The organism is Candidatus Dependentiae bacterium, from assembly GCA_020431705.1.
Taxonomy (GTDB): domain Bacteria; phylum Babelota; class Babeliae; order Babelales; family Vermiphilaceae; genus JAGQHQ01.
Genome location: JAGQHQ010000003.1, coordinates 1 through 16999, shown reverse-complemented (window position 1 = coordinate 16999; position 16999 = coordinate 1). Strand labels below are relative to the sequence as shown.

General features: G+C 38.1%; 33 protein-coding genes. All 33 read left to right on the top strand.

From position 1 onward, the window contains the following. Nucleotides 1-26: 26 nt before the first annotated feature. On the top strand, nucleotides 27-1220 hold the full coding sequence (gene tuf / locus KC460_01355) for an elongation factor Tu (GenBank protein MCA9769999.1): 1194 nt from the start codon (nucleotides 27-29) through the stop codon (nucleotides 1218-1220). A gap of 11 nt (nucleotides 1221-1231) precedes the next feature. Further along, nucleotides 1232-1537 carry a 30S ribosomal protein S10 gene (gene rpsJ, locus KC460_01350; protein ID MCA9769998.1) on the top strand — a complete coding sequence of 102 codons (306 nt, stop codon included), beginning with the start codon at nucleotides 1232-1234 and terminating at the stop codon, nucleotides 1535-1537. Beyond that, nucleotides 1537-2172 (top strand): 50S ribosomal protein L3, encoded by a 636-nt coding sequence (rplC, locus tag KC460_01345; protein ID MCA9769997.1) that lies wholly within the window; start codon nucleotides 1537-1539, stop codon nucleotides 2170-2172. The genes rpsJ and rplC overlap by 1 nt, the downstream gene beginning before the upstream one ends. Before the next feature lie 7 nt (nucleotides 2173-2179). Then, nucleotides 2180-2836, top strand: a complete 657-nt coding sequence (gene rplD, locus KC460_01340) for a 50S ribosomal protein L4 (GenBank protein MCA9769996.1) — start codon at nucleotides 2180-2182, stop codon at nucleotides 2834-2836. Next, complete coding sequence (gene rplW, locus KC460_01335; protein MCA9769995.1) at nucleotides 2827-3141, top strand: 50S ribosomal protein L23; 315 nt, start codon at nucleotides 2827-2829, stop codon at nucleotides 3139-3141. Before rplD ends, rplW begins: the two co-directional genes overlap by 10 nt. Before the next feature lie 11 nt (nucleotides 3142-3152). Beyond that, nucleotides 3153-3992: a 50S ribosomal protein L2 gene (rplB, locus tag KC460_01330; protein MCA9769994.1), complete on the top strand. Its 840-nt coding sequence runs from the start codon at nucleotides 3153-3155 to the stop codon at nucleotides 3990-3992. Between the two features lie 17 nt (nucleotides 3993-4009). Then, nucleotides 4010-4303, top strand: coding sequence for a 30S ribosomal protein S19 (gene rpsS / locus KC460_01325; GenBank protein MCA9769993.1), 294 nt, complete (start codon nucleotides 4010-4012; stop codon nucleotides 4301-4303). 100 nt (nucleotides 4304-4403) lie between these two features. Continuing rightward, nucleotides 4404-4751 (top strand): 50S ribosomal protein L22, encoded by a 348-nt coding sequence (rplV, locus tag KC460_01320; protein MCA9769992.1) that lies wholly within the window; start codon nucleotides 4404-4406, stop codon nucleotides 4749-4751. Nucleotide 4752: 1 nt separating this feature from the next. Continuing rightward, complete coding sequence (rpsC, locus tag KC460_01315; protein MCA9769991.1) at nucleotides 4753-5397, top strand: 30S ribosomal protein S3; 645 nt, start codon at nucleotides 4753-4755, stop codon at nucleotides 5395-5397. Nucleotides 5398-5416: 19 nt separating this feature from the next. After that, a complete protein-coding gene (rplP, locus tag KC460_01310) occupies nucleotides 5417-5836 on the top strand; it encodes a 50S ribosomal protein L16 (GenBank protein ID MCA9769990.1) in 420 nt (139 codons plus the stop codon). Next, nucleotides 5833-6060, top strand: coding sequence for a 50S ribosomal protein L29 (gene rpmC, locus KC460_01305; GenBank protein MCA9769989.1), 228 nt, complete (start codon nucleotides 5833-5835; stop codon nucleotides 6058-6060). Before rplP ends, rpmC begins: the two co-directional genes overlap by 4 nt. Nucleotides 6061-6069: 9 nt before the next feature. Beyond that, a complete protein-coding gene (gene rpsQ, locus KC460_01300; GenBank protein MCA9769988.1) occupies nucleotides 6070-6330 on the top strand; it encodes a 30S ribosomal protein S17 in 261 nt (86 codons plus the stop codon). A gap of 10 nt (nucleotides 6331-6340) precedes the next feature. Beyond that, nucleotides 6341-6706: a 50S ribosomal protein L14 gene (rplN, locus tag KC460_01295; protein ID MCA9769987.1), complete on the top strand. Its 366-nt coding sequence runs from the start codon at nucleotides 6341-6343 to the stop codon at nucleotides 6704-6706. A gap of 10 nt (nucleotides 6707-6716) precedes the next feature. Then, nucleotides 6717-7034, top strand: a complete 318-nt coding sequence (gene rplX, locus KC460_01290; protein MCA9769986.1) for a 50S ribosomal protein L24 — start codon at nucleotides 6717-6719, stop codon at nucleotides 7032-7034. Between the two features lie 12 nt (nucleotides 7035-7046). Beyond that, complete coding sequence (rplE, locus tag KC460_01285; protein MCA9769985.1) at nucleotides 7047-7592, top strand: 50S ribosomal protein L5; 546 nt, start codon at nucleotides 7047-7049, stop codon at nucleotides 7590-7592. A gap of 18 nt (nucleotides 7593-7610) precedes the next feature. Beyond that, complete coding sequence (locus tag KC460_01280) at nucleotides 7611-7796, top strand: type Z 30S ribosomal protein S14 (GenBank protein ID MCA9769984.1); 186 nt, start codon at nucleotides 7611-7613, stop codon at nucleotides 7794-7796. Nucleotides 7797-7842: 46 nt separating this feature from the next. Beyond that, a complete protein-coding gene (gene rpsH, locus KC460_01275; protein MCA9769983.1) occupies nucleotides 7843-8238 on the top strand; it encodes a 30S ribosomal protein S8 in 396 nt (131 codons plus the stop codon). Nucleotides 8239-8257: 19 nt separating this feature from the next. Next, complete coding sequence (gene rplF / locus KC460_01270; protein MCA9769982.1) at nucleotides 8258-8809, top strand: 50S ribosomal protein L6; 552 nt, start codon at nucleotides 8258-8260, stop codon at nucleotides 8807-8809. 21 nt (nucleotides 8810-8830) lie between these two features. Further along, nucleotides 8831-9187: a 50S ribosomal protein L18 gene (locus KC460_01265; protein ID MCA9769981.1), complete on the top strand. Its 357-nt coding sequence runs from the start codon at nucleotides 8831-8833 to the stop codon at nucleotides 9185-9187. Nucleotides 9188-9196: 9 nt separating this feature from the next. Next, nucleotides 9197-9715, top strand: coding sequence for a 30S ribosomal protein S5 (gene rpsE / locus KC460_01260; GenBank protein MCA9769980.1), 519 nt, complete (start codon nucleotides 9197-9199; stop codon nucleotides 9713-9715). After that, the gene (rplO, locus tag KC460_01255) at nucleotides 9715-10176 is read left to right on the top strand and encodes a 50S ribosomal protein L15 (GenBank protein MCA9769979.1); all 462 of its coding nucleotides are present in this window, start codon (nucleotides 9715-9717) and stop codon (nucleotides 10174-10176) included. The genes rpsE and rplO overlap by 1 nt, the downstream gene beginning before the upstream one ends. Nucleotides 10177-10183: 7 nt before the next feature. Beyond that, the gene (gene secY, locus KC460_01250; protein ID MCA9769978.1) at nucleotides 10184-11494 is read left to right on the top strand and encodes a preprotein translocase subunit SecY; all 1311 of its coding nucleotides are present in this window, start codon (nucleotides 10184-10186) and stop codon (nucleotides 11492-11494) included. A 2-nt stretch (nucleotides 11495-11496) separates the two neighbouring features. After that, nucleotides 11497-12186, top strand: a complete 690-nt coding sequence (locus KC460_01245; protein MCA9769977.1) for a nucleoside monophosphate kinase — start codon at nucleotides 11497-11499, stop codon at nucleotides 12184-12186. After that, nucleotides 12183-12950: a type I methionyl aminopeptidase gene (gene map, locus KC460_01240; GenBank protein MCA9769976.1), complete on the top strand. Its 768-nt coding sequence runs from the start codon at nucleotides 12183-12185 to the stop codon at nucleotides 12948-12950. Before KC460_01245 ends, map begins: the two co-directional genes overlap by 4 nt. A gap of 3 nt (nucleotides 12951-12953) precedes the next feature. After that, nucleotides 12954-13196 carry a translation initiation factor IF-1 gene (infA, locus tag KC460_01235; protein ID MCA9769975.1) on the top strand — a complete coding sequence of 81 codons (243 nt, stop codon included), beginning with the start codon at nucleotides 12954-12956 and terminating at the stop codon, nucleotides 13194-13196. Nucleotides 13197-13206: 10 nt separating this feature from the next. After that, nucleotides 13207-13323: a 50S ribosomal protein L36 gene (rpmJ, locus tag KC460_01230; GenBank protein MCA9769974.1), complete on the top strand. Its 117-nt coding sequence runs from the start codon at nucleotides 13207-13209 to the stop codon at nucleotides 13321-13323. Between the two features lie 7 nt (nucleotides 13324-13330). Then, a complete protein-coding gene (rpsM, locus tag KC460_01225) occupies nucleotides 13331-13717 on the top strand; it encodes a 30S ribosomal protein S13 (GenBank protein ID MCA9769973.1) in 387 nt (128 codons plus the stop codon). An 87-nt stretch (nucleotides 13718-13804) separates the two neighbouring features. Next, nucleotides 13805-14188: a 30S ribosomal protein S11 gene (gene rpsK, locus KC460_01220; GenBank protein ID MCA9769972.1), complete on the top strand. Its 384-nt coding sequence runs from the start codon at nucleotides 13805-13807 to the stop codon at nucleotides 14186-14188. Nucleotides 14189-14257: 69 nt separating this feature from the next. After that, nucleotides 14258-14824, top strand: coding sequence for a 30S ribosomal protein S4 (rpsD, locus tag KC460_01215; protein MCA9769971.1), 567 nt, complete (start codon nucleotides 14258-14260; stop codon nucleotides 14822-14824). A 14-nt stretch (nucleotides 14825-14838) separates the two neighbouring features. Next, nucleotides 14839-15888 (top strand): DNA-directed RNA polymerase subunit alpha, encoded by a 1050-nt coding sequence (locus tag KC460_01210; protein ID MCA9769970.1) that lies wholly within the window; start codon nucleotides 14839-14841, stop codon nucleotides 15886-15888. A 13-nt stretch (nucleotides 15889-15901) separates the two neighbouring features. Next, the gene (gene rplQ / locus KC460_01205; protein ID MCA9769969.1) at nucleotides 15902-16258 is read left to right on the top strand and encodes a 50S ribosomal protein L17; all 357 of its coding nucleotides are present in this window, start codon (nucleotides 15902-15904) and stop codon (nucleotides 16256-16258) included. Nucleotides 16259-16262: 4 nt separating this feature from the next. After that, a complete protein-coding gene (locus KC460_01200; protein MCA9769968.1) occupies nucleotides 16263-16508 on the top strand; it encodes a NifU family protein in 246 nt (81 codons plus the stop codon). A 282-nt stretch (nucleotides 16509-16790) separates the two neighbouring features. Further along, nucleotides 16791-16999: transposase (locus KC460_01195; GenBank protein MCA9769967.1), on the top strand; the 209-nt coding region annotated here is incomplete at its 3' end.

Here is a 16999-nt window from a genome sequence, read left to right as displayed (position 1 = left end):
TATTTTGTGTGTTAGGAGTCTAAGCAATGGCTAGAGATGTATTTGAGCGTAAAAAGCCTCACTTAAATGTTGGTACTATTGGTCACGTTGACCATGGTAAAACTACGTTAACTGCTGCAATTACCAAAAGACAGTCGGAAAAAGGTTTTGCTGAGAAAAAAGATTTTAACCAAATTGATAATGCCCCCGAAGAAAAAGCGCGTGGTATTACTATTTCAACTACTCATGTTGAATATGAAACAGAAAAACGTCACTACGGCCACGTTGATTGTCCGGGTCATGCTGATTATGTAAAAAACATGATTACTGGTGCTGCGCAAATGGATGGTGCAATTTTGGTTGTATCTGCCAATGACGGTGCGATGCCTCAAACTCGTGAGCATATTTTGTTAGCAAAAAACGTTAACGTTCCAAGTCTTGTTGTTTTTCTCAACAAAGTTGACATGGTTGATGATGCAGAAATGGTTGATATGGTTGAAGAAGAAATCAGAGAACTTCTAACTAAGTATGATTTTCCTGGTGATAAGATTCCGGTAATTCGTGGATCAGCACTTAAGGCTCTTGAAGGTGAAGATAGCGAGCTTGGTTCTCAAGCGATTGATAAATTGATGGATGCTTTAGATGAGTATATTCCTGAGCCAGTTCGCGAAATTGATAAACCGTTTTTGATGCCAATTGAAGGTGTATTTTCAATTGCTGGTCGTGGTACTGTAGCAACTGGTAGTATTGAAACTGGCAAAATTGTTGTCGGTGATAACGTTGAGGTAATTGGTCTTGGTAAAAATATTAAAACGGTAGTAACCGGTGTTGAAATGTTTAAAAAAACGTTGAACCAAGGTCAGGCTGGTGATAATGCTGGATTATTACTTCGTGGCGTTGCTAAAGATGACATTGAACGTGGGATGGTTGTTGCAGCTACAGGCAGTATAACTCCTCACAAAAAATTTAAATGTAAAGTATATGTTTTAACTAAGGAGGAGGGTGGTCGACACAGTCCATTTTTCAAAGGTTATAGACCACAATTCTACTTTAGAACAACAGATGTGACTGGCACAGTAACTGAGCTTGAAGCTGGTCGCGAAATGGTAATGCCTGGCGATAACGTCGAGTTAACTGTTGAGCTTATTGCACCAATTGCGATGGATAAGGAGTTACGTTTTGCTATTCGTGAAGGTGGTAGAACCGTTGGTTCTGGTGTTGTAACTGAAATTATAGAGTAATTAGGTAACTGATGAAAAAACAAAAGATTCGTTTAACGTTAAAATCATATGATCATCAGTTGCTGGACAAGGCTGTAAAACTTATTGTTTCGACAGTTAAAAGAACGGGTTCCCAGCTTATGGGACCTGTTCCTCTTCCAAACAAAAAAAAGTGTTTTACAGTGTTGAGATCGCCGCATATTGATAAGAAATCGAGAGAACAATTTGATCTGACAACGCACAGACGTATTTTGGACATCGAATCGCCAACAGATCAAACAATGGATGCGTTAATGCGACTTAATATTTCGTCCGGTGTTGATGTTGAGATTAAATAATGCAGAAAGACGATGCAATGGTTACAGGGATTTGGGGTAGAAAAGTTGGTATGACGCAAGTATTTGCAGAAGACAAAGTGGTGCCCGTTACCGTTATCAATCTTGCACATTGGGTAGTTACTGGTTTAAAAACATTAGACCGTGATGGCTATCGTGCTGTGCAAATTGGGCATGTTCGCCCCCGCTATGCACAACAAACGTTTTCACACTCTTGGTTGAAAAAACCCAAGAAATATTTTGTCTCTTTAAAAGAGCTAAAAACGTCTGATAAAAAAATTGATATTGAGATTGGAAGTACTATCGATTATCAAAAATTGCTTGAAGTTGGTAGTTTGGTTGACGTTGTTGGAACAACTCGTGGGCGAGGTTTTGCTGGTGTAGTTAAAAGGCATGGCTTTGCTGGTGGTCCAGGGAGTCACGGTACGGAAATGGGAAGGTTTCCAGGATCAATTGGTCATATTAGAGCATGCGGTAAAGTTATTAAGGGCAAAAGATTGCCTGGTCAATTGGGTTTTCAGCGACATATGATTCGTGGATTGAAAGTGATGCGTGTTGAACCAGAAACAAATGTTGTATTGGTTAAAGGTGCTGTTCCCGGTAAGTCAGGATCATTTGTATTTATCAGAAAAGTGTAGGTAAACTATGACAACAGAAAAATTAGATGCAAAAGCACCGCAGAAAAAAAATATTGTTAGCTTTATCTCTGCTGATGATATAGATATTAAAGCGCCTATAAAAAAAGCATCAACTAAAAGTTTCTCAACGTGTGTGCGTGTGTATTTACAAAATGTACGACAAGGAACGGTTGGAAGCAAGGGGCGTTCTGATATTGCATACACAAATAAAAAGCCATGGAAACAAAAAGGTACTGGACGGGCACGTGCTGGTTCAGCGCGATCTCCTTTGTGGCGAGGTGGTGGTGTTGTTTTTGGTCCACAAGCGCGAATCAAAATGCTTAAAGTGCCAAAAAAAATTAAGCAAAAAGTAATGTACACTTTGTTATCTGATTTGCTTGATAAAAAATTAATTGGTTGTGCTGATTGGCAGTTGCAAGGTGATGTACCAAAAACGGCTCAAGCATATAAAATGCTTAAAGATGCAAAAATGGTGGGTAAGCGTGTTGCATTCTTTATATCTTCAGACGACTTGTTAACTCGTGCATCTTTTATGAATATTGATTGTATAAATGTATACTTCTTTGATCAACCAAACGTCTATGATATGGCGCGTAGTGATTATTGGTTGTTTTTAAAGAGAGACCAAGATCGTTTTAAAGAAATGGTGGCGCAATGGACTTAAGTATTTATAATGTAATCATAGGGCCGGTGATATCTGATAAAGCCTATAGGCTTAATAAAAAGCTTGAACAGCTTGTGCTTAAGGTGCACCCTAAGGCGAATAAGCCGCTGGTTAAAACAGCAATTGAGAGATTATTTAATGTAAAGGTACAGAAAGTTAATGTGTCTGTTGATAAAGGTAAAAATCGTCGTTCTCGTAGAAAAATAATTACGGGTAAAACAGTCAAAAAGGCATTTGTAACATTAAAAGAAGGTTATACATTGGACTTGTTTAATCAAGCTAGTGTACAAGCGCAAAAGACGTAAATAGGTGGATCATGGCGATAGTTAGAAGAAAACCGCGTAATGCTTCGTTGCGATTCCAAACATATTTGGACTCGAGTGATATTACTAAGAAAAAGCCAGAAAAAGGGCTTACTGTTGGATTAAGAAAAAAAGCGGGCAGAAATGCATATGGCAGAATCACTGTACGTCATCGTGGTGGAGGGGCTGCTAGAAGGTATCGTGTAATAGATTTTCGTCGAAGTGAGCGAGATATTGAGGGACGTATAGTATCAATTGAGTATGATCCAAATCGTAATGTTCGTATTGGCCTCGTTGTATACAAAAATGGTGCAAAGAAATACATTTTATTACCAGAGGGACTTGGTGTTGGTGATACCGTTATGGCTAGCGAAAAAGCTGATGCAAAAATTGGTAACTGTATGCCATTAAGCTCTGTACCAGTAGGATTTATGGTGCACAATATAGAAATGGCACCTGGATTTGGTGGTAAAATTGCGCGAAGTGCAGGAACTAGCGCTCAGTTCATTGCACGAGGCGATGAACATGCAACATTAAAAATGCCTTCTGGTGAAGTTCGTTTAGTTCCATTGGGTTGTTGGGCAACTATAGGTGTACTTGGTAACAGTGATTATCGTAATATCTCATGGGGTAAGGCTGGTCGTACAAGAAATCGTGGATTTCGTTCATCAGTTCGTGGTATGGCAATGAACCCTGTTGATCATCCACATGGTGGTGGTGAGGGAAGATCAAAGTCTGGTTCTCATCCTCAGTCTCCGACAGGAAAGGGCTGTAAGGGTACGCGAACCAGGAAGAAAAAGAAACCAAGCAGTGTGTATATTATCAGAAGACGCGTCGTAAAACGTAAGAAATAGTAAAGGTATATATAGTTATGGCTAGATCGACAAAAAAAGGCCCATACGTTCAAGCATCATTGCTAAAAAAGGTTCAGAAAATAAAAATAAGTGGCAAGCGTGAAGTAATTAAAACGTGGTCGCGCAGAAGTATGATTATACCTGATTTTGTTGGGTTGACTATTGCTGTTCATAACGGAAATAAATTTATTTCCGTATTTATTACAGAAAATATGGTTGGTCATCGTCTTGGTGAGTTTTCGCATACCAGAACGTTTAGATTGCACAGTGGTCAGCGCAAAGCCGGAGCCGCTTCTGCTTCTAAAGGATAATGTTGTGGCATAGCAGTCCAGGTTGCTATTGTCTTATATTTACGGTAAAATACGTATGTTTAGTATGGATAATGTTAAAATATACTTGAGGTTTTGAGCAATGCAATTTGTTGCTAAATTTCGCCATGTTCGTCTTTCTCCCTACAAAATGCGAAGATTGGTAAACGCGATTCGAGGAAAAAAAGTTACGTATGCATTGGGTTGGTTGAGTGCCTATCCCGTCAAGCTGTCGTTACCTATTAAAAAATTGGTAGCATCAGCCGCAGCAAATGCAAAGTACTTAAAAAATGTTAATCCTGAGCAGATTATCATAAAAGATGTGAGAGTTGATGAGGGCCCTATGTACCGCTATTACAAGCCTGGTGCAATGGGACGTACTAATATTTATAGAAGACGCTCAAGCCATATGAGTATTGTGCTAGAGCCTGTAGACACAAGAGAGGAATAACGTGGGACAAAAGGTTCATCCAATAGGGTTTCGTACAGGCGTGTATCGTGGCTGGCAATCTCGTTGGTTTGCAAGAAGTTCGTATGGGGAATCTCTATTAGAAGATGTTAAGATCAGAAAGTTTCTAAATAATGCTCTTGAGAATGCTGAAATATCTGCCATAGAGATTGAAAAGGCTGGTGATGTGGTTCGTGTCGTTCTACATTCAGGTCGTCCAGGAGTTGTTATAGGTAAAAAAGGTCAAGAAATTGAAACTCTCAAGAGTAAGCTTGCAGTTCTTCTTGGTAAAAATGTAGAAGTGTCTGTTCAGGAGGTTAAAAATCCTGAATTAGATGCTATGTTGATTGCAAAAAATATTGCGCAGCAACTAATTAAGCGCGTTAGTTACAAAAGGGCAATGAAGCGAGCAGCAGCGTCTGCAATGCGTAGTGGTGCAAGAGGTATCAAAATTCGTTGCGGAGGTCGTTTAATGGGAGCAGAAATTGCACGTAAAGAATGGTTGCGTGTTGGGTCGACACCGCTTCATACATTGCGTTCAGATATTGATTATGGCTTTGCTGAGGCAAAAACAACGTATGGAATAATAGGTGTTGCTGTTTGGGTGTGTAGGGGTGAGTTTCAATCATCAAAGCTTTACGGCGCCTAGATAAGGAAAGAGTGCAATTATGTTAATGCCAAAAAAAACAAAGTACAGAAAAGCTCAAAGAGGCAGAATGAAGGGGCGTTCAAAAGGTGCCCGTTTTGTTGCTTTTGAAGAATATGGTTTACAGGCTATTGAGCCAGGCTGGTTGACTGCTCAGCAAATAGAAGCAATGCGCATAACTATTTCACGTAAATTAAAAAAGGTTGGTAAATTGGTTTTGCGTGTTTTTCCTGATAAGCCGATTACAAAAAAACCTGCAGAAACTCGTATGGGTAAAGGTAAAGGTGCACCGGAGAAATGGGCTTTTGTTGTAAAAAGAGATCGAATTATTTGTGAAATTGGGGGATTGAGTGAAAATGATGCTCGTGCTGCACTCAAGGCTGCTACGTATAAACTTCCAATGAAAGCTCGATTTGTAAAGCGTAATAATGGTGTTGTATGAAAATTAAAAGAGAAAAAGACAATCTAAAACAAATGAACAAGAAAGATTTGCGAGATAGGATTGAATTGCTGCAGCGTGAATTGTTTAACGTTCGCCTGAATGCGGCAACTGCTCATGTAAAGGATTATTCTCAATTTAAGAAATTGAGGCGTTCAATTGCTCGAACCAAAACATACATGCAACAAAAAAATATAGAAAAACAAAATATAATGGAAAAAAGATAAAGGTGTTGCATGGCAAAGACAATATATATCGGTAGAGTAATTTCAGATAAAATGGATAAGACAGTGGTTGCTCAAGTAGAGCGTACATTTAATCACCCACAATTCCATAAAGTCATTAGGTCTGTCAAAAAATATAAAATTCATGATGAAAAAAAACAGGCAAAAGTTGGTGACATTGTAGAGTTTTATGAAGGACGACCTATCTCAAAAACTAAACACATGCATCTTATGCGTGTTGTTAGGTTTGGTGACATATTATTGGGTGAATAAGGTATAAATTATGATTCAAAAAGAATCTCGTTTAAAAGTTGCAGATAATTCCGGAGCTACGGAAGTCTTGTGCATCAGTGTTATTGGAAGCACAAGAAAGCGTTTTGCATATCTTGGTCAAAAGATAAAATGTTCTGTGAAAAAGGCTATTCCTGGTGGAATGGTCAAAAAAGGGCAGGTCGTTGATGCGGTTATTGTTAGAACCTGTAAAGAATTTCGTCGAGATGATGGTAGTTATATTCGTTTTGGTGATAATGCTGTGGTAATTATCAAAGATAACGCACCTGTAGGAACGCGTGTTTTTGGACCAGTAGCTCGTGAACTTCGAGCTCAAGGCTATTTGAAAATAGTTTCATTGGCACCTGAGGTATTATAAGAGGATTATTATGGCTGCACGCGTTAAGAAAAATGACATAGTGATAGTGATGTCTGGTAAAGATAAAGGTAAACAGGGCAAGGTTATTGAAGTAGTTCCTAAAAAAGATAAAGTCCTTGTAAAAGGAATTGCGTTTGTTACACGACATGTAAAAGCGCGTCGTCAAGGGGAAGCTGGCGGTATTAAAAAAGAAGAATCATATATAAAACTTGCTAAAGTTATGCCGGTTTGTGTTGCATGCAAGCAGCCATGTCGTGTAAATACTAAGTTGTTAGAAAAAGGTAAACAGATGGCTCGTGTGTGTAATAAATGCAAAGAGTTATTTTAAGGGTTGACTAAAATGACACAAGCTCGATTGAAAAAATTATATGATGAAAAAATTCGCATAGAACTTAAAGATGCGCTTGGTTTAAAAAATATCATGCAGACTCCAAAGATTACAAAAATTGTTTTAAATACTGGGGTTAAAGATGCTGTTTCAGATACTAAGTCTTTGCAAGAGGTTGAAAGAGTGTTTGAGGCGATTTCTGGTCAAAAGTCGGTTAGAACAGTAGCAAAAAAATCTATTGCTGGGTTTAAGCTGCGTGAAGGAATGCCAATTGGTGTTAAAGTAACTTTACGATGTAAGCTCATGTATGAATTTTTGGACAGGCTGATTAATTTGGCTTTGCCAAAAACAAGAGATTTTCAAGGGGTCTCGACTAGATTTGATCGCCGAGGTAATTATAATTTGGGCATTAAAGAGTGGAATATCTTTCCAGAAATAGAACATGAAACAGCTACTAAGATGCGTGGTTTAAATATAACAATTGAAACAACCACAACTAATGATGAGCATGCACGAGAATTATTGACTCGTTTTGGTATGCCATTTCGTAAGGCGTAAGGGTTATTAAGGTGTACAATGGCAAAAAAATCGTTAATTGAAAAAGCAAATAAGAAACCAAAATTTGCAGTCAGAAGGTATAATCGGTGCAAGCTGTGTGGTAGATCTCGTGGTTATATGGGGTTATTTATGGCGTGTCGTATTTGTTTTAGAAAACTTGCTCTTCAGGGTTTGCTTCCCGGAGTGAGAAAAACAAGTTGGTAGGTAACGCAAAATAATGTGTGTTTTATGTGTATAAAGAGGGCAATAAATGTCAGTTGATGTGATTGGTGATTTTTTAACTATTATCAGAAATGGTATAATGGCTTCAAAATTTTCTGTTGAGGTACCATACTCAAAAGTTAAGCACGAGATAGCAAAAATTTTTTTTGAAGAAGGTTTTGTAAAAGATCTTTCGGTAATAGATGAAGATCAAATAAAAAAATCTCTTCGTATTATTTTGAAGTATGATGGTAATGAATCAGTGATTCATGAAATTCGTCGATCAAGCAAACCGGGACGTCGTCGTTATTCTGGTGCAAAAGATATCGAATTAGTTATTGGCGGTTTGGGTCTTTCCATTATTTCGACTAATCGTGGCATACTATCCCACAAAAAAGCACAAGAACTAAATGTTGGTGGCGAAGTTATTTGTACCATATGGTAGTTTGGTTAAGGGTTAAAATATGTCTAAAATAGGCAGAAAATCAATAAATACGGGCTCTGTTCAGATAGAAATCAAGGGACAAAAGATTTATTATAAGGGGCCTAAAGATTCTGGTGTACATGAGTTGCCATCTATTTTGATCGCTAAGCTCGAGGGCGAAAAATTAATAATTGAGACGCAAAAAACAAATATGCGTCAACGTGAAGTTAATCGATTGTGGGGGCTAAATCGTGCCTTGCTGGCAAATAAAATTTTTGGGGCTGGTTCAGAATTTCAAAAACAAATCGAAATTGTAGGTTTGGGGTATAAAGCTGCATTATCTGGTAAAAAAGTGACATTTTCCTTGGGATATAGTCATAAAATAGATTTTGATTTACCAGAAGGTATTTCTCTTACAATTGATAAAACTGGAAAAATGTTAATGTTTAGTTCTTCAAGTAAAGAATTAATTGGTCATGTATGTAGCATGGTTAGATCGTTACGACCACCAGAACCATACAAGGGTACTGGCGTAAAATTAACAACAGAAGTGATCGCGTGTAAAGCTGGAAAAGCCAAGGCTGCATCGTAAGATTAGTGAGGTATTGGTGTTATGGCAAATAATAAACGAATAAAGAAAAGAGTAAAACGTCGCTTGTTGCGTGTACGTGAGGGTATTAAACGCGTTGCGCTATTGCCGCGTGTATCAGTGTTTCGAAGTGCAAAGCATATGTATGCACAATTGATAGATGTTGCTGAAGGAAAAACCCTTGCGAGTTGCTCGTCTTTACAATTAAAAGAGTTTAAGGGTGATAAAAAAGTAATTGCGCATGAGGTTGGTAAAGAATTGGCACAACGAGCAAAAAAAGTCGGCGCAACTGCTGCAGTATTTGATCGAGGTGCGTATCTATATCATGGGCGTGTTGAAGCTCTTGCGCAGGGATTGCGTGAAGGCGGTTTAAAAATTTAGGTAAAAAGCATGACAGAACGTAAGACAAAAGATACAAAAGCAGTAACAACATTTGTTGACTTTGTAGTAAAAGTTCGACGAGTGACAAAGGTTACTAAAGGTGGTAAAAGGTTTTCTTTTTCTGCATTAGTAGTTTCAGGTGATCAACAGGGTAATGTTGGTATCGGTTTGGGTAAAAGTAAAGAAGTATCAGCTGCAATTGCAAAAGCGACAAATAAAGCACGTAAAAGTTTGGTAGCAATACCACTGCGTGGTACAACAATTCCGTATTTTATTAAGGGACAACATGGTGCGAGTAAGGTTATTATCAGGCCAGCATCATTGGGTACCGGTGTGATTGCTGGAGGTGCTATGCGTGCAATTATGGAGGCTGCTGGTATTAAAGATATTCTAACTAAATCTCTTGGTTCTGGTAATCGTCAAAATGTTGTAAAAGCAACACTTAACGGTTTGTCTAAATTACGAACTGCACAGCATTTGGCAAAATTAAGAGGTAAAACGGTCACAGAACTCACGAGGAAAGCATAATGTTTGGTTTACACAAAGTAGAATCTGCTGGCAAAAGAAAAAAACGTATTGGACGCGGTGGTAGCCGTGGTGGTACAAGTGGAAAAGGTCATAAGGGTCAAAAGGCTCGTACAAGCGGTACAGTTCGTATGGGTTTTGAAGGTGGTCAAATGCCTTTGTTTCGTAGATTGCCAAAGCGAGGATTTAATAATGCTCGTTTCGAACAAAAAGTTAAAACAGTAAACCTCGATGATTTAAATAGCTTTGATGATGGACAAGTTGTTGATAAAAAGGTTTTAATTGAAAAAGGAATTATCAAAGCACAAAGAAACGCTTCTGGTAATAATGGCTTTCTTTTGAAGGTGCTTGGAAATGGCCAACTTAAAAAAAAATTGACAGTCCGTCTTGATGCCTTTAGTAAATCTGCATTTAGAGCAATTCAAGATAACGGCGGAATAGTAGAAGTTATAAAGGAGGGGTAGAGTGGTGATGTTGTTAAAACATATTGCAAATATTTTTTCGATTGCTGACTTAAGAAAAAAGCTGCTTTTTACCTTAGGTATATTGATTGTGTATCGCCTTGGTGGACACATACCAGTGATTGGAATCGATATTAATGCTTTACAGCAAATGATGTCTCAAGCTGGGGGACTTGGTGGGCTTTTTAAGTATTTGGATCTTTTTTCCGGTGGTATGTTGCGACAATGTACGTTATTTGCGTTAGGAATTATGCCATATATTACATCATCAATTATGATGCAGGTGTTGAGTATGGGTATTCCAACTCTTGAACAACTTTCAAAAGAAGGTGAATACGGTCGTAAAATCATTAACCAGTATACACGTTATCTCACTTTTGGTGTTGCTATAATGCAAAGTGCCGGTTTTGCTTTTTTACTTGAAAGAAATAACTTAGTTTTAGCTCCTGGATGGGGATTTAGGTTATTGTTTATTCTTTCTTTAACTGTTGGTTGCATGGTTGTTATGTGGTTGGGTGAGCAAATATCTATTTTTGGTATTGGAAATGGTAGTTCTATGATTATTTTTGCTGGTATTGTTGCCCAGTTTCCAAATCACTTTATTAGAACGTGGTCGCAAGTGCAAGAGGGTCTTATGGACCCGGTTATGGCATTTGTTATATTAGCAATTTTTGTTGTAATAATGGGTTGTATAGTTTTTCTTGAAAAAGGTCAGCGTAAAATTCCAGTTCAATATACTAGACGTATTATCGGGCAACGAGTATACGGTGGACAAAGTACATATATACCGTTCAAAATTAATACTGCAGGTGTGATGCCAGTTATTTTTGCGAGTGCAGTATTGAATATTCCAATGTTTGCAACATCTGTATTGGCTTCACGATTTGAAATGTTTAGATGGATTTCTGAAAGTCTAGCGCCAATGGGTCTCCTTTATGGTGTTTTAGAGTTTATTCTAATTATTGTATTTTCATTTGTTTACACAGCAATGATGTTTAATCCGCAAGAGCTTGCTGATAACATTAAAAGAAGTGGCGGATTTATACCAGGTATTCGTCCGGGTACCAAAACTGCTGAATTTTTTAATTATATACTTACTCGTATAGGCTTAGTTGGAGCGATATATTTAGCGATATTGGCACTTCTACCTAGTATATTGGGAATGTTTATACATATTCCGTTTTATTTTGGCGGGACTGCTCTTTTGATTGTTGTTGGGGTTGCTTTAGAAACCGCATCTCAAGTTGAGTCATATCTTCTTGAGCATCGATACGAAGGCTTTTTATCAAGCGGTAGTATGCGAGGCAGGAGGGTGCGCTAGGAGTGAACGCGTTATATAATATTTTTATTGGGCCTCCAGGCTCTGGTAAAGGTACATTATCTCGATTGTGTGTTCAAGAACTTGGATGGGCTCAGCTTTCAACGGGAGATTTGTGTAGGAAGCATATAAAAAATAGAACAGAAATTGGTAAACAAATAGATTTTGCTATAAAATCTGGTAAACTTATTTCTGATGAGCTTGTTGCAAGTATGGTATGTGATTGGCTTGAAAATTTAGCCGGTAGTGTACCATCCATTGTTTTTGATGGATATCCGCGTACTGTTGTTCAGGCGCGTGATTTTTGTAAGACCGTATATGAGAAATTTGATAGTGTTAAATTGAATGTCATCAGATTTATTATATCAGATGACAGTATTATAGCTCGATTAGGTGGGCGTTATATTTGTCAAAACAAAGAGTGCCAAGCTGTGTATTCTTTGATTACCGGTTCAGTACTAAATCCTAAAAAAGGAATGGGGTGTGACAAATGTGACAGTTTACTTATGCGTAGGCCAGATGATGAAGCAGATGCAATACTAGAGCGTTTGAAAATTTACCATCATCATGAGCAGGCACTTCTTGATTTTTACATTAAAAATAAGCAAGAAGTACTGGAATTTGATGTTGAAAAACCTGTGCTACAAGTTTTTGAAGAGTTTAAAGAGCTTGTAGGCATTGTATGTACAGTATGATTACGATAAAAAATAAAGCTTCCATAGCAAAAATGAAGCGAGCTGGACAGTTATTATCTGAAGTTTTTGATGCGATAGTAGCTCAAATAAAGCCGGGCGTCAGTACGTTAGCGCTTGATTCATGGGTTGCGGAGCAATTGTATACAAAAAAACTTGTTTCAAGATGTAAAGGATATCATGGTTATCAACACGTCAGTTGTATATCGGTTAATGATGAAGTTGTGCATGGCGTTCCTGTTGCAGATAAGATATTATCCAAAGGTGATCTTGTAAAAGTTGACGTATGTGCTTCATGGAAAGGGTATTGTGCTGATATGGCACGCTCATTTTTTGTAGGAAATTTATCAAGTATATATGCGCAAAGGCTTGTTGATGTTGCACAGCGAGCGCTTGATAAAGGAATTGAAAAAGCATATCCCGGTAACTATCTAACTGATATTTCTTCAGCAATTCAACAAGAAGTGGAAAAACACGGTTTTGGTGTTGTAAGAGATTTTGCGGGTCATGGTATTGGAAAAAAAATGCATGAAGAGCCTGAGTTGCTAAATTATGGTCAGCCTGGTAAAGGGCCAATTTTGCGTCCTGGCATGGCATTTGCGATAGAGCCTATGATTACCATGGGACATTATGATGTGTACTTGACGAATGATGGATGGACAGTCAAAACAATAGATAAAAGTTTGGCTGCGCATGTAGAAGATACTGTCGTTATTACCGAGGGTGGGCCGCAGGTAATAACGCGTTCTAATCCGCAAAGGCAATAGGTTATGAGGCATAAAAGACAACAAAAGAAAAAAGAAGACGTAATCAAGGTTGATGGTATAGTGAAAGAAACGTTACCAAATGCTATGTTTCGTGTTGAAATAGAGGGTGGACATGAAGTACTGGGACACGTTTCTGGTAAAATGCGTATGTTTTATATAAAAATTTTGCCTGGCGATAAGGTGGCGTTAGAGCTTTCTCCATACGATTTAACGCGCGGCAGAATTGTACTGCGATACAAAAATTAAGGTATGAACGATGAAAGTGCGAACATCAGTAAAAAAAATGTGTAATAATTGTCGTATTATCAAGCGTAAAGGTGTTGTTCGAGTAATTTGTGAGCGAAACGCACGACATAAACAGCGTCAAGGATAAAATAGATATGGCTAGAATTGAAGGTCAACAGTTACCAATGAGTAAAAGAATAGAGTATGGGCTTACGTATGTGTTTGGCATAGGACTGACTCGTTCACGAGCAATTCTAAACGACCTCAAAATTTCTTTGGACACACGAGTCAAAGATTTGAGTGACGAGCAAATAGTCAAGATTCAAAACAAAGTTGGTGAGCATGCTACCGAGGGTGCGTTACGTAAAGAAATTAATATGAATATAAAGCGTCTTCAAGAAATCGGTAGCTACCGTGGTTTGCGGCATAAAGCAGGGCTGCCTACTCGTGGGCAGCGTACTAAAACGAATGCACGTACGAGGAAGGGACCGAAGAAAAAAGGGTGCGCAATCACCTTGAAGAAAAAAGCTACTAAAAAATAATGTGCAGAATAAGCACATATGATAATGTGCGTAGATGCACGTGTATCCAATGCGTGATATAAGAAGCACATCATTAGAGGACGTTGAATGGCGTATAAAAAGAAAATAAAAAAAATAAAAAGAAAAGTTGATACTGTTATTGCACATGTTCAATCTAGCTTTAACAATACTCTTGTGTGTATTACGACATTAGAGGGTGATGTATTATTGCGTTCTAGTGCTGGAAAGCTTGGTTATAAAGGTTCTCGCAAAGGGACACCATTTGCAGCGGGTCAGGTTGGTACAGTTCTTGCAAAAGACATGATGGCTATGGGTGTTAGAACCGTTGAAGTAAATTTGCGTGGACCAGGCTCTGGAAGAGACTCTGTAGTTCGCTCTTTACAGGGTGCGGGGCTCAACATTTCGATATTGCGTGATGTAACACCATTACCTCACAACGGGTGTCGTGCGCCTAAAAAACGTAGAGTGTAAGATTACTGTAGCAGTTGGTTAGTATGATAACTCGGGTAGATTATTGATAAAGATTAATATAAGGGTACCATGGTAAAAGGTTCTTCTGTCAGAGAAACGGAAAAAAGTGCACGGCAAGATGCTAATAAAGCAAAACAAACACGTAAGCTTTCCGAGTACGGCAAGCAGCTTGTAGAAAAGCAAAAAGTAAAGCGTATGTATGGTATGCGAGAAAAGCAGTTTAGACGTTTTTTTGCAATGGCAATACAAAAAGAAGGTGCACCAGGTGAGGTGCTTTTAAGTTTAGCAGAGCGTCGACTTGATAATACAGTATATCGGCTAAAAATGGCGACATCTCGAGCACAGGCGCGTCAAATTATTGTACACGGCCACGTACGTGTCAATGGTAAAAGAGTTTCTTCACCATCATATATTGTTTCTGTTGGGGAGGAGATTTCGCTTACACCAACTGCTCTTAGTAAACAAGATTTCTTGAAAACAGTTGTGGATAAAAGGTTAAATATCGGTATCAAAGTGCCAGAGTGGCTTGAGCTTAATAAAAACGATCGAAAAGGCCGTGTTTTACGTGAGCCTGTGCGTTCGGATATTCAGATACCAATTGAAGAGCACTTGATTGTAGAGTTGTATTCTAAGTAATGATAGGAGGTTAGATGGAAAAGAAGAAGTATCAATCATTAACCGTTCCGAAGTTAACTTGGACCAAAAAAACACTTACCAATTCATTTGGAGAGCTAGTTGCACAGCCGTTAGAGCCTGGTTTTGGAATGACACTGGGTAATGCTTTGCGCCGTGTACTATTGGGTGGTGTTGAAGGGTGTGCGGTAACTTCCGTAGTTATTGAGGGTGTTAATAACGAATTTTCAACAATACCTGGCGTTGTAGAAGATACAATGCAATTGTTGCTTAATATAAAAGGTGTTGTTATTCGTAATACAACTGGTTTACCAGGTAAAATGTCATTACGTGTAAAGGGTGATGCTGTTGCATCTGTAGCTGACATACGGGCAGATGAGCATTTGGAGTTAGTTAATACAGGCCACGTTCTTGGGCATGTTGCATCTGATGGTGAGCTTATTATTGAATTCTTTGTTGAACCTGGACGAGGGTATCAACGAGCGCAGTGGCCAGTAGATAAAGCATTACAAGAAGATGGGCGCATCTATCTAGATGCTATGTTTTCGCCCATTAAAAAAGTAATGTTTGATGTAGAAAAGACGCGTGTTGGTGGTGATATTGATTATGATAAATTGATACTTAGAATTCACACTGATGGATCAGAGAATCCTTTAGATGTTTTACATTATAGTGTTTCTGTGTTACGTACGCAGCTGGAACATTTTTTGGAGGCATCAGAAATTCCGTTTAATGAAATATCTTCTGTATCAGATGAGGTGGATATTAAGGAAACAAGTGGATTGGCTAATGTTAGCTTACGTGGCATGTCGACCGACTTATTACTTAAACCAATTGATGAGTTGGAGCTTTCGGTAAGAGCGCATAATTGTCTTATAAACGCTGGTATAAAACGTATTATTGATTTGGTCAATATTGCTGAAGATGACACGCTTAAAATTAAAAATTTTGGCCGTAAGTCTCTCAATGAAGTTAAAGATAGCATGAAAGCATTTGGCCTTTCTTTTGGCATGAATATCAAAGAGGAAGATGTCAAACGTGTGCTTGACGAGAAAGAGCAACAATAAGGGACTATAAAAAATGAAACACCAAAACGGTAGAAAAAAACTAAACGTAAAATCTTCACATAAACGATCATTGCTTCGCAATCAGACTATTCATTTGATTACGTATGGTCATTTAACTTCTACTCGTGCGCTGGTTAAAGAAGTTCAGCGTTATGTAGAGAAGCTTGTTACTATTGCACGAGTTGGTAATACATTCAATGCGCGTCGTCGTGCATACGCATTGTTACCGTACAAAAAAGAAGCGTTATTGCGATTATTTAAAGATGTTGCACCAAAATATATCGATCGACCTGGTGGTTATACTCGTGTGATACCCATGGGACAACGTTCAAGTGATACGGCAAAAATAGCTCGTTTGGAGTGGGTGTAACCGTATGACAGATGAGCAGCGGATACGCAAAATAGAACAAGTATTAGAGCAATTGCGTCCAAATATCCAAATGGATGGTGGCGATATTACTTTTGTTAAGTATGTTGATGGTGTTGTGTATGTAAAATTGCATGGTGCATGTGCTGGTTGTGCACTTTCAACACAAACACTTAAAATGGGGGTGGAGCAAGCGTTGCGTGATGAAATCTCTGACGTATACGAGGTGCAAACAGTCGAACAAAATGTTTGAGACTATAATTCATCGCAATTTTTTCTAAATCAGTATTAATAGTTGTATTATAGCCCTTCTTAAGGGGACTTCATAGTTATTATGTGGTCCCTTTTTTCGTTATTACGAAAAAAATATATACTTTTTGTGATGAAAAAAAGATTTGACGAATTATACATTATAACTTAGAACCTATCCCAAAATTAAAATCTTGAAATAATTTTGTAAAAAAAGGAAAATCTCGCTGATAAAAAGATGTTAAAAATTCATCAAAAAACGAGATTTTCCATGAAAAGATTTTACATGAAGAGAAGATTTTGGAAAGAGTTAAGAAAGATTATTCCTCAGAAAAAAAGCATTCGTAGACCAAGGAAAAGTGCAAAAAAAATTATGAGAGCAGTTTTTTTTGTATTTCGAACTGGAATACAATGGAAGGCATTGCCACCAATATTTAATGTCTCTGCAAGTACTGTACATCGTCGATTTCAAGAATGGATTAAAGATGGTGTATT

Bases quoted from the DNA above. Each gene is read 5' to 3' on its own strand.
- tuf (MCA9769999.1), top strand. From the start codon at position 27: ATGGCTAGAGATGTATTTGAGCGTAAAAAGCCTCACTTAAATGTTGGT.
- rpsJ (MCA9769998.1), top strand. From the start codon at position 1,232: ATGAAAAAACAAAAGATTCGTTTAACGTTAAAATCATATGATCATCAG.
- rplC (MCA9769997.1), top strand. From the start codon at position 1,537: ATGCAGAAAGACGATGCAATGGTTACAGGGATTTGGGGTAGAAAAGTT.
- rplD (MCA9769996.1), top strand. From the start codon at position 2,180: ATGACAACAGAAAAATTAGATGCAAAAGCACCGCAGAAAAAAAATATT.
- rplW (MCA9769995.1), top strand. From the start codon at position 2,827: ATGGACTTAAGTATTTATAATGTAATCATAGGGCCGGTGATATCTGAT.
- rplB (MCA9769994.1), top strand. From the start codon at position 3,153: ATGGCGATAGTTAGAAGAAAACCGCGTAATGCTTCGTTGCGATTCCAA.
- rpsS (MCA9769993.1), top strand. From the start codon at position 4,010: ATGGCTAGATCGACAAAAAAAGGCCCATACGTTCAAGCATCATTGCTA.
- rplV (MCA9769992.1), top strand. From the start codon at position 4,404: ATGCAATTTGTTGCTAAATTTCGCCATGTTCGTCTTTCTCCCTACAAA.
- rplP (MCA9769990.1), top strand. From the start codon at position 5,417: ATGTTAATGCCAAAAAAAACAAAGTACAGAAAAGCTCAAAGAGGCAGA.
- rpmC (MCA9769989.1), top strand. From the start codon at position 5,833: ATGAAAATTAAAAGAGAAAAAGACAATCTAAAACAAATGAACAAGAAA.
- rpsQ (MCA9769988.1), top strand. From the start codon at position 6,070: ATGGCAAAGACAATATATATCGGTAGAGTAATTTCAGATAAAATGGAT.
- rplN (MCA9769987.1), top strand. From the start codon at position 6,341: ATGATTCAAAAAGAATCTCGTTTAAAAGTTGCAGATAATTCCGGAGCT.
- rplX (MCA9769986.1), top strand. From the start codon at position 6,717: ATGGCTGCACGCGTTAAGAAAAATGACATAGTGATAGTGATGTCTGGT.
- rplE (MCA9769985.1), top strand. From the start codon at position 7,047: ATGACACAAGCTCGATTGAAAAAATTATATGATGAAAAAATTCGCATA.
- KC460_01280 (MCA9769984.1), top strand. From the start codon at position 7,611: ATGGCAAAAAAATCGTTAATTGAAAAAGCAAATAAGAAACCAAAATTT.
- rpsH (MCA9769983.1), top strand. From the start codon at position 7,843: ATGTCAGTTGATGTGATTGGTGATTTTTTAACTATTATCAGAAATGGT.
- rplF (MCA9769982.1), top strand. From the start codon at position 8,258: ATGTCTAAAATAGGCAGAAAATCAATAAATACGGGCTCTGTTCAGATA.
- KC460_01265 (MCA9769981.1), top strand. From the start codon at position 8,831: ATGGCAAATAATAAACGAATAAAGAAAAGAGTAAAACGTCGCTTGTTG.
- rpsE (MCA9769980.1), top strand. From the start codon at position 9,197: ATGACAGAACGTAAGACAAAAGATACAAAAGCAGTAACAACATTTGTT.
- rplO (MCA9769979.1), top strand. From the start codon at position 9,715: ATGTTTGGTTTACACAAAGTAGAATCTGCTGGCAAAAGAAAAAAACGT.
- secY (MCA9769978.1), top strand. From the start codon at position 10,184: ATGTTGTTAAAACATATTGCAAATATTTTTTCGATTGCTGACTTAAGA.
- map (MCA9769976.1), top strand. From the start codon at position 12,183: ATGATTACGATAAAAAATAAAGCTTCCATAGCAAAAATGAAGCGAGCT.
- infA (MCA9769975.1), top strand. From the start codon at position 12,954: ATGAGGCATAAAAGACAACAAAAGAAAAAAGAAGACGTAATCAAGGTT.
- rpmJ (MCA9769974.1), top strand. From the start codon at position 13,207: ATGAAAGTGCGAACATCAGTAAAAAAAATGTGTAATAATTGTCGTATT.
- rpsM (MCA9769973.1), top strand. From the start codon at position 13,331: ATGGCTAGAATTGAAGGTCAACAGTTACCAATGAGTAAAAGAATAGAG.
- rpsK (MCA9769972.1), top strand. From the start codon at position 13,805: ATGGCGTATAAAAAGAAAATAAAAAAAATAAAAAGAAAAGTTGATACT.
- rpsD (MCA9769971.1), top strand. From the start codon at position 14,258: ATGGTAAAAGGTTCTTCTGTCAGAGAAACGGAAAAAAGTGCACGGCAA.
- KC460_01210 (MCA9769970.1), top strand. From the start codon at position 14,839: ATGGAAAAGAAGAAGTATCAATCATTAACCGTTCCGAAGTTAACTTGG.
- rplQ (MCA9769969.1), top strand. From the start codon at position 15,902: ATGAAACACCAAAACGGTAGAAAAAAACTAAACGTAAAATCTTCACAT.
- KC460_01200 (MCA9769968.1), top strand. From the start codon at position 16,263: ATGACAGATGAGCAGCGGATACGCAAAATAGAACAAGTATTAGAGCAA.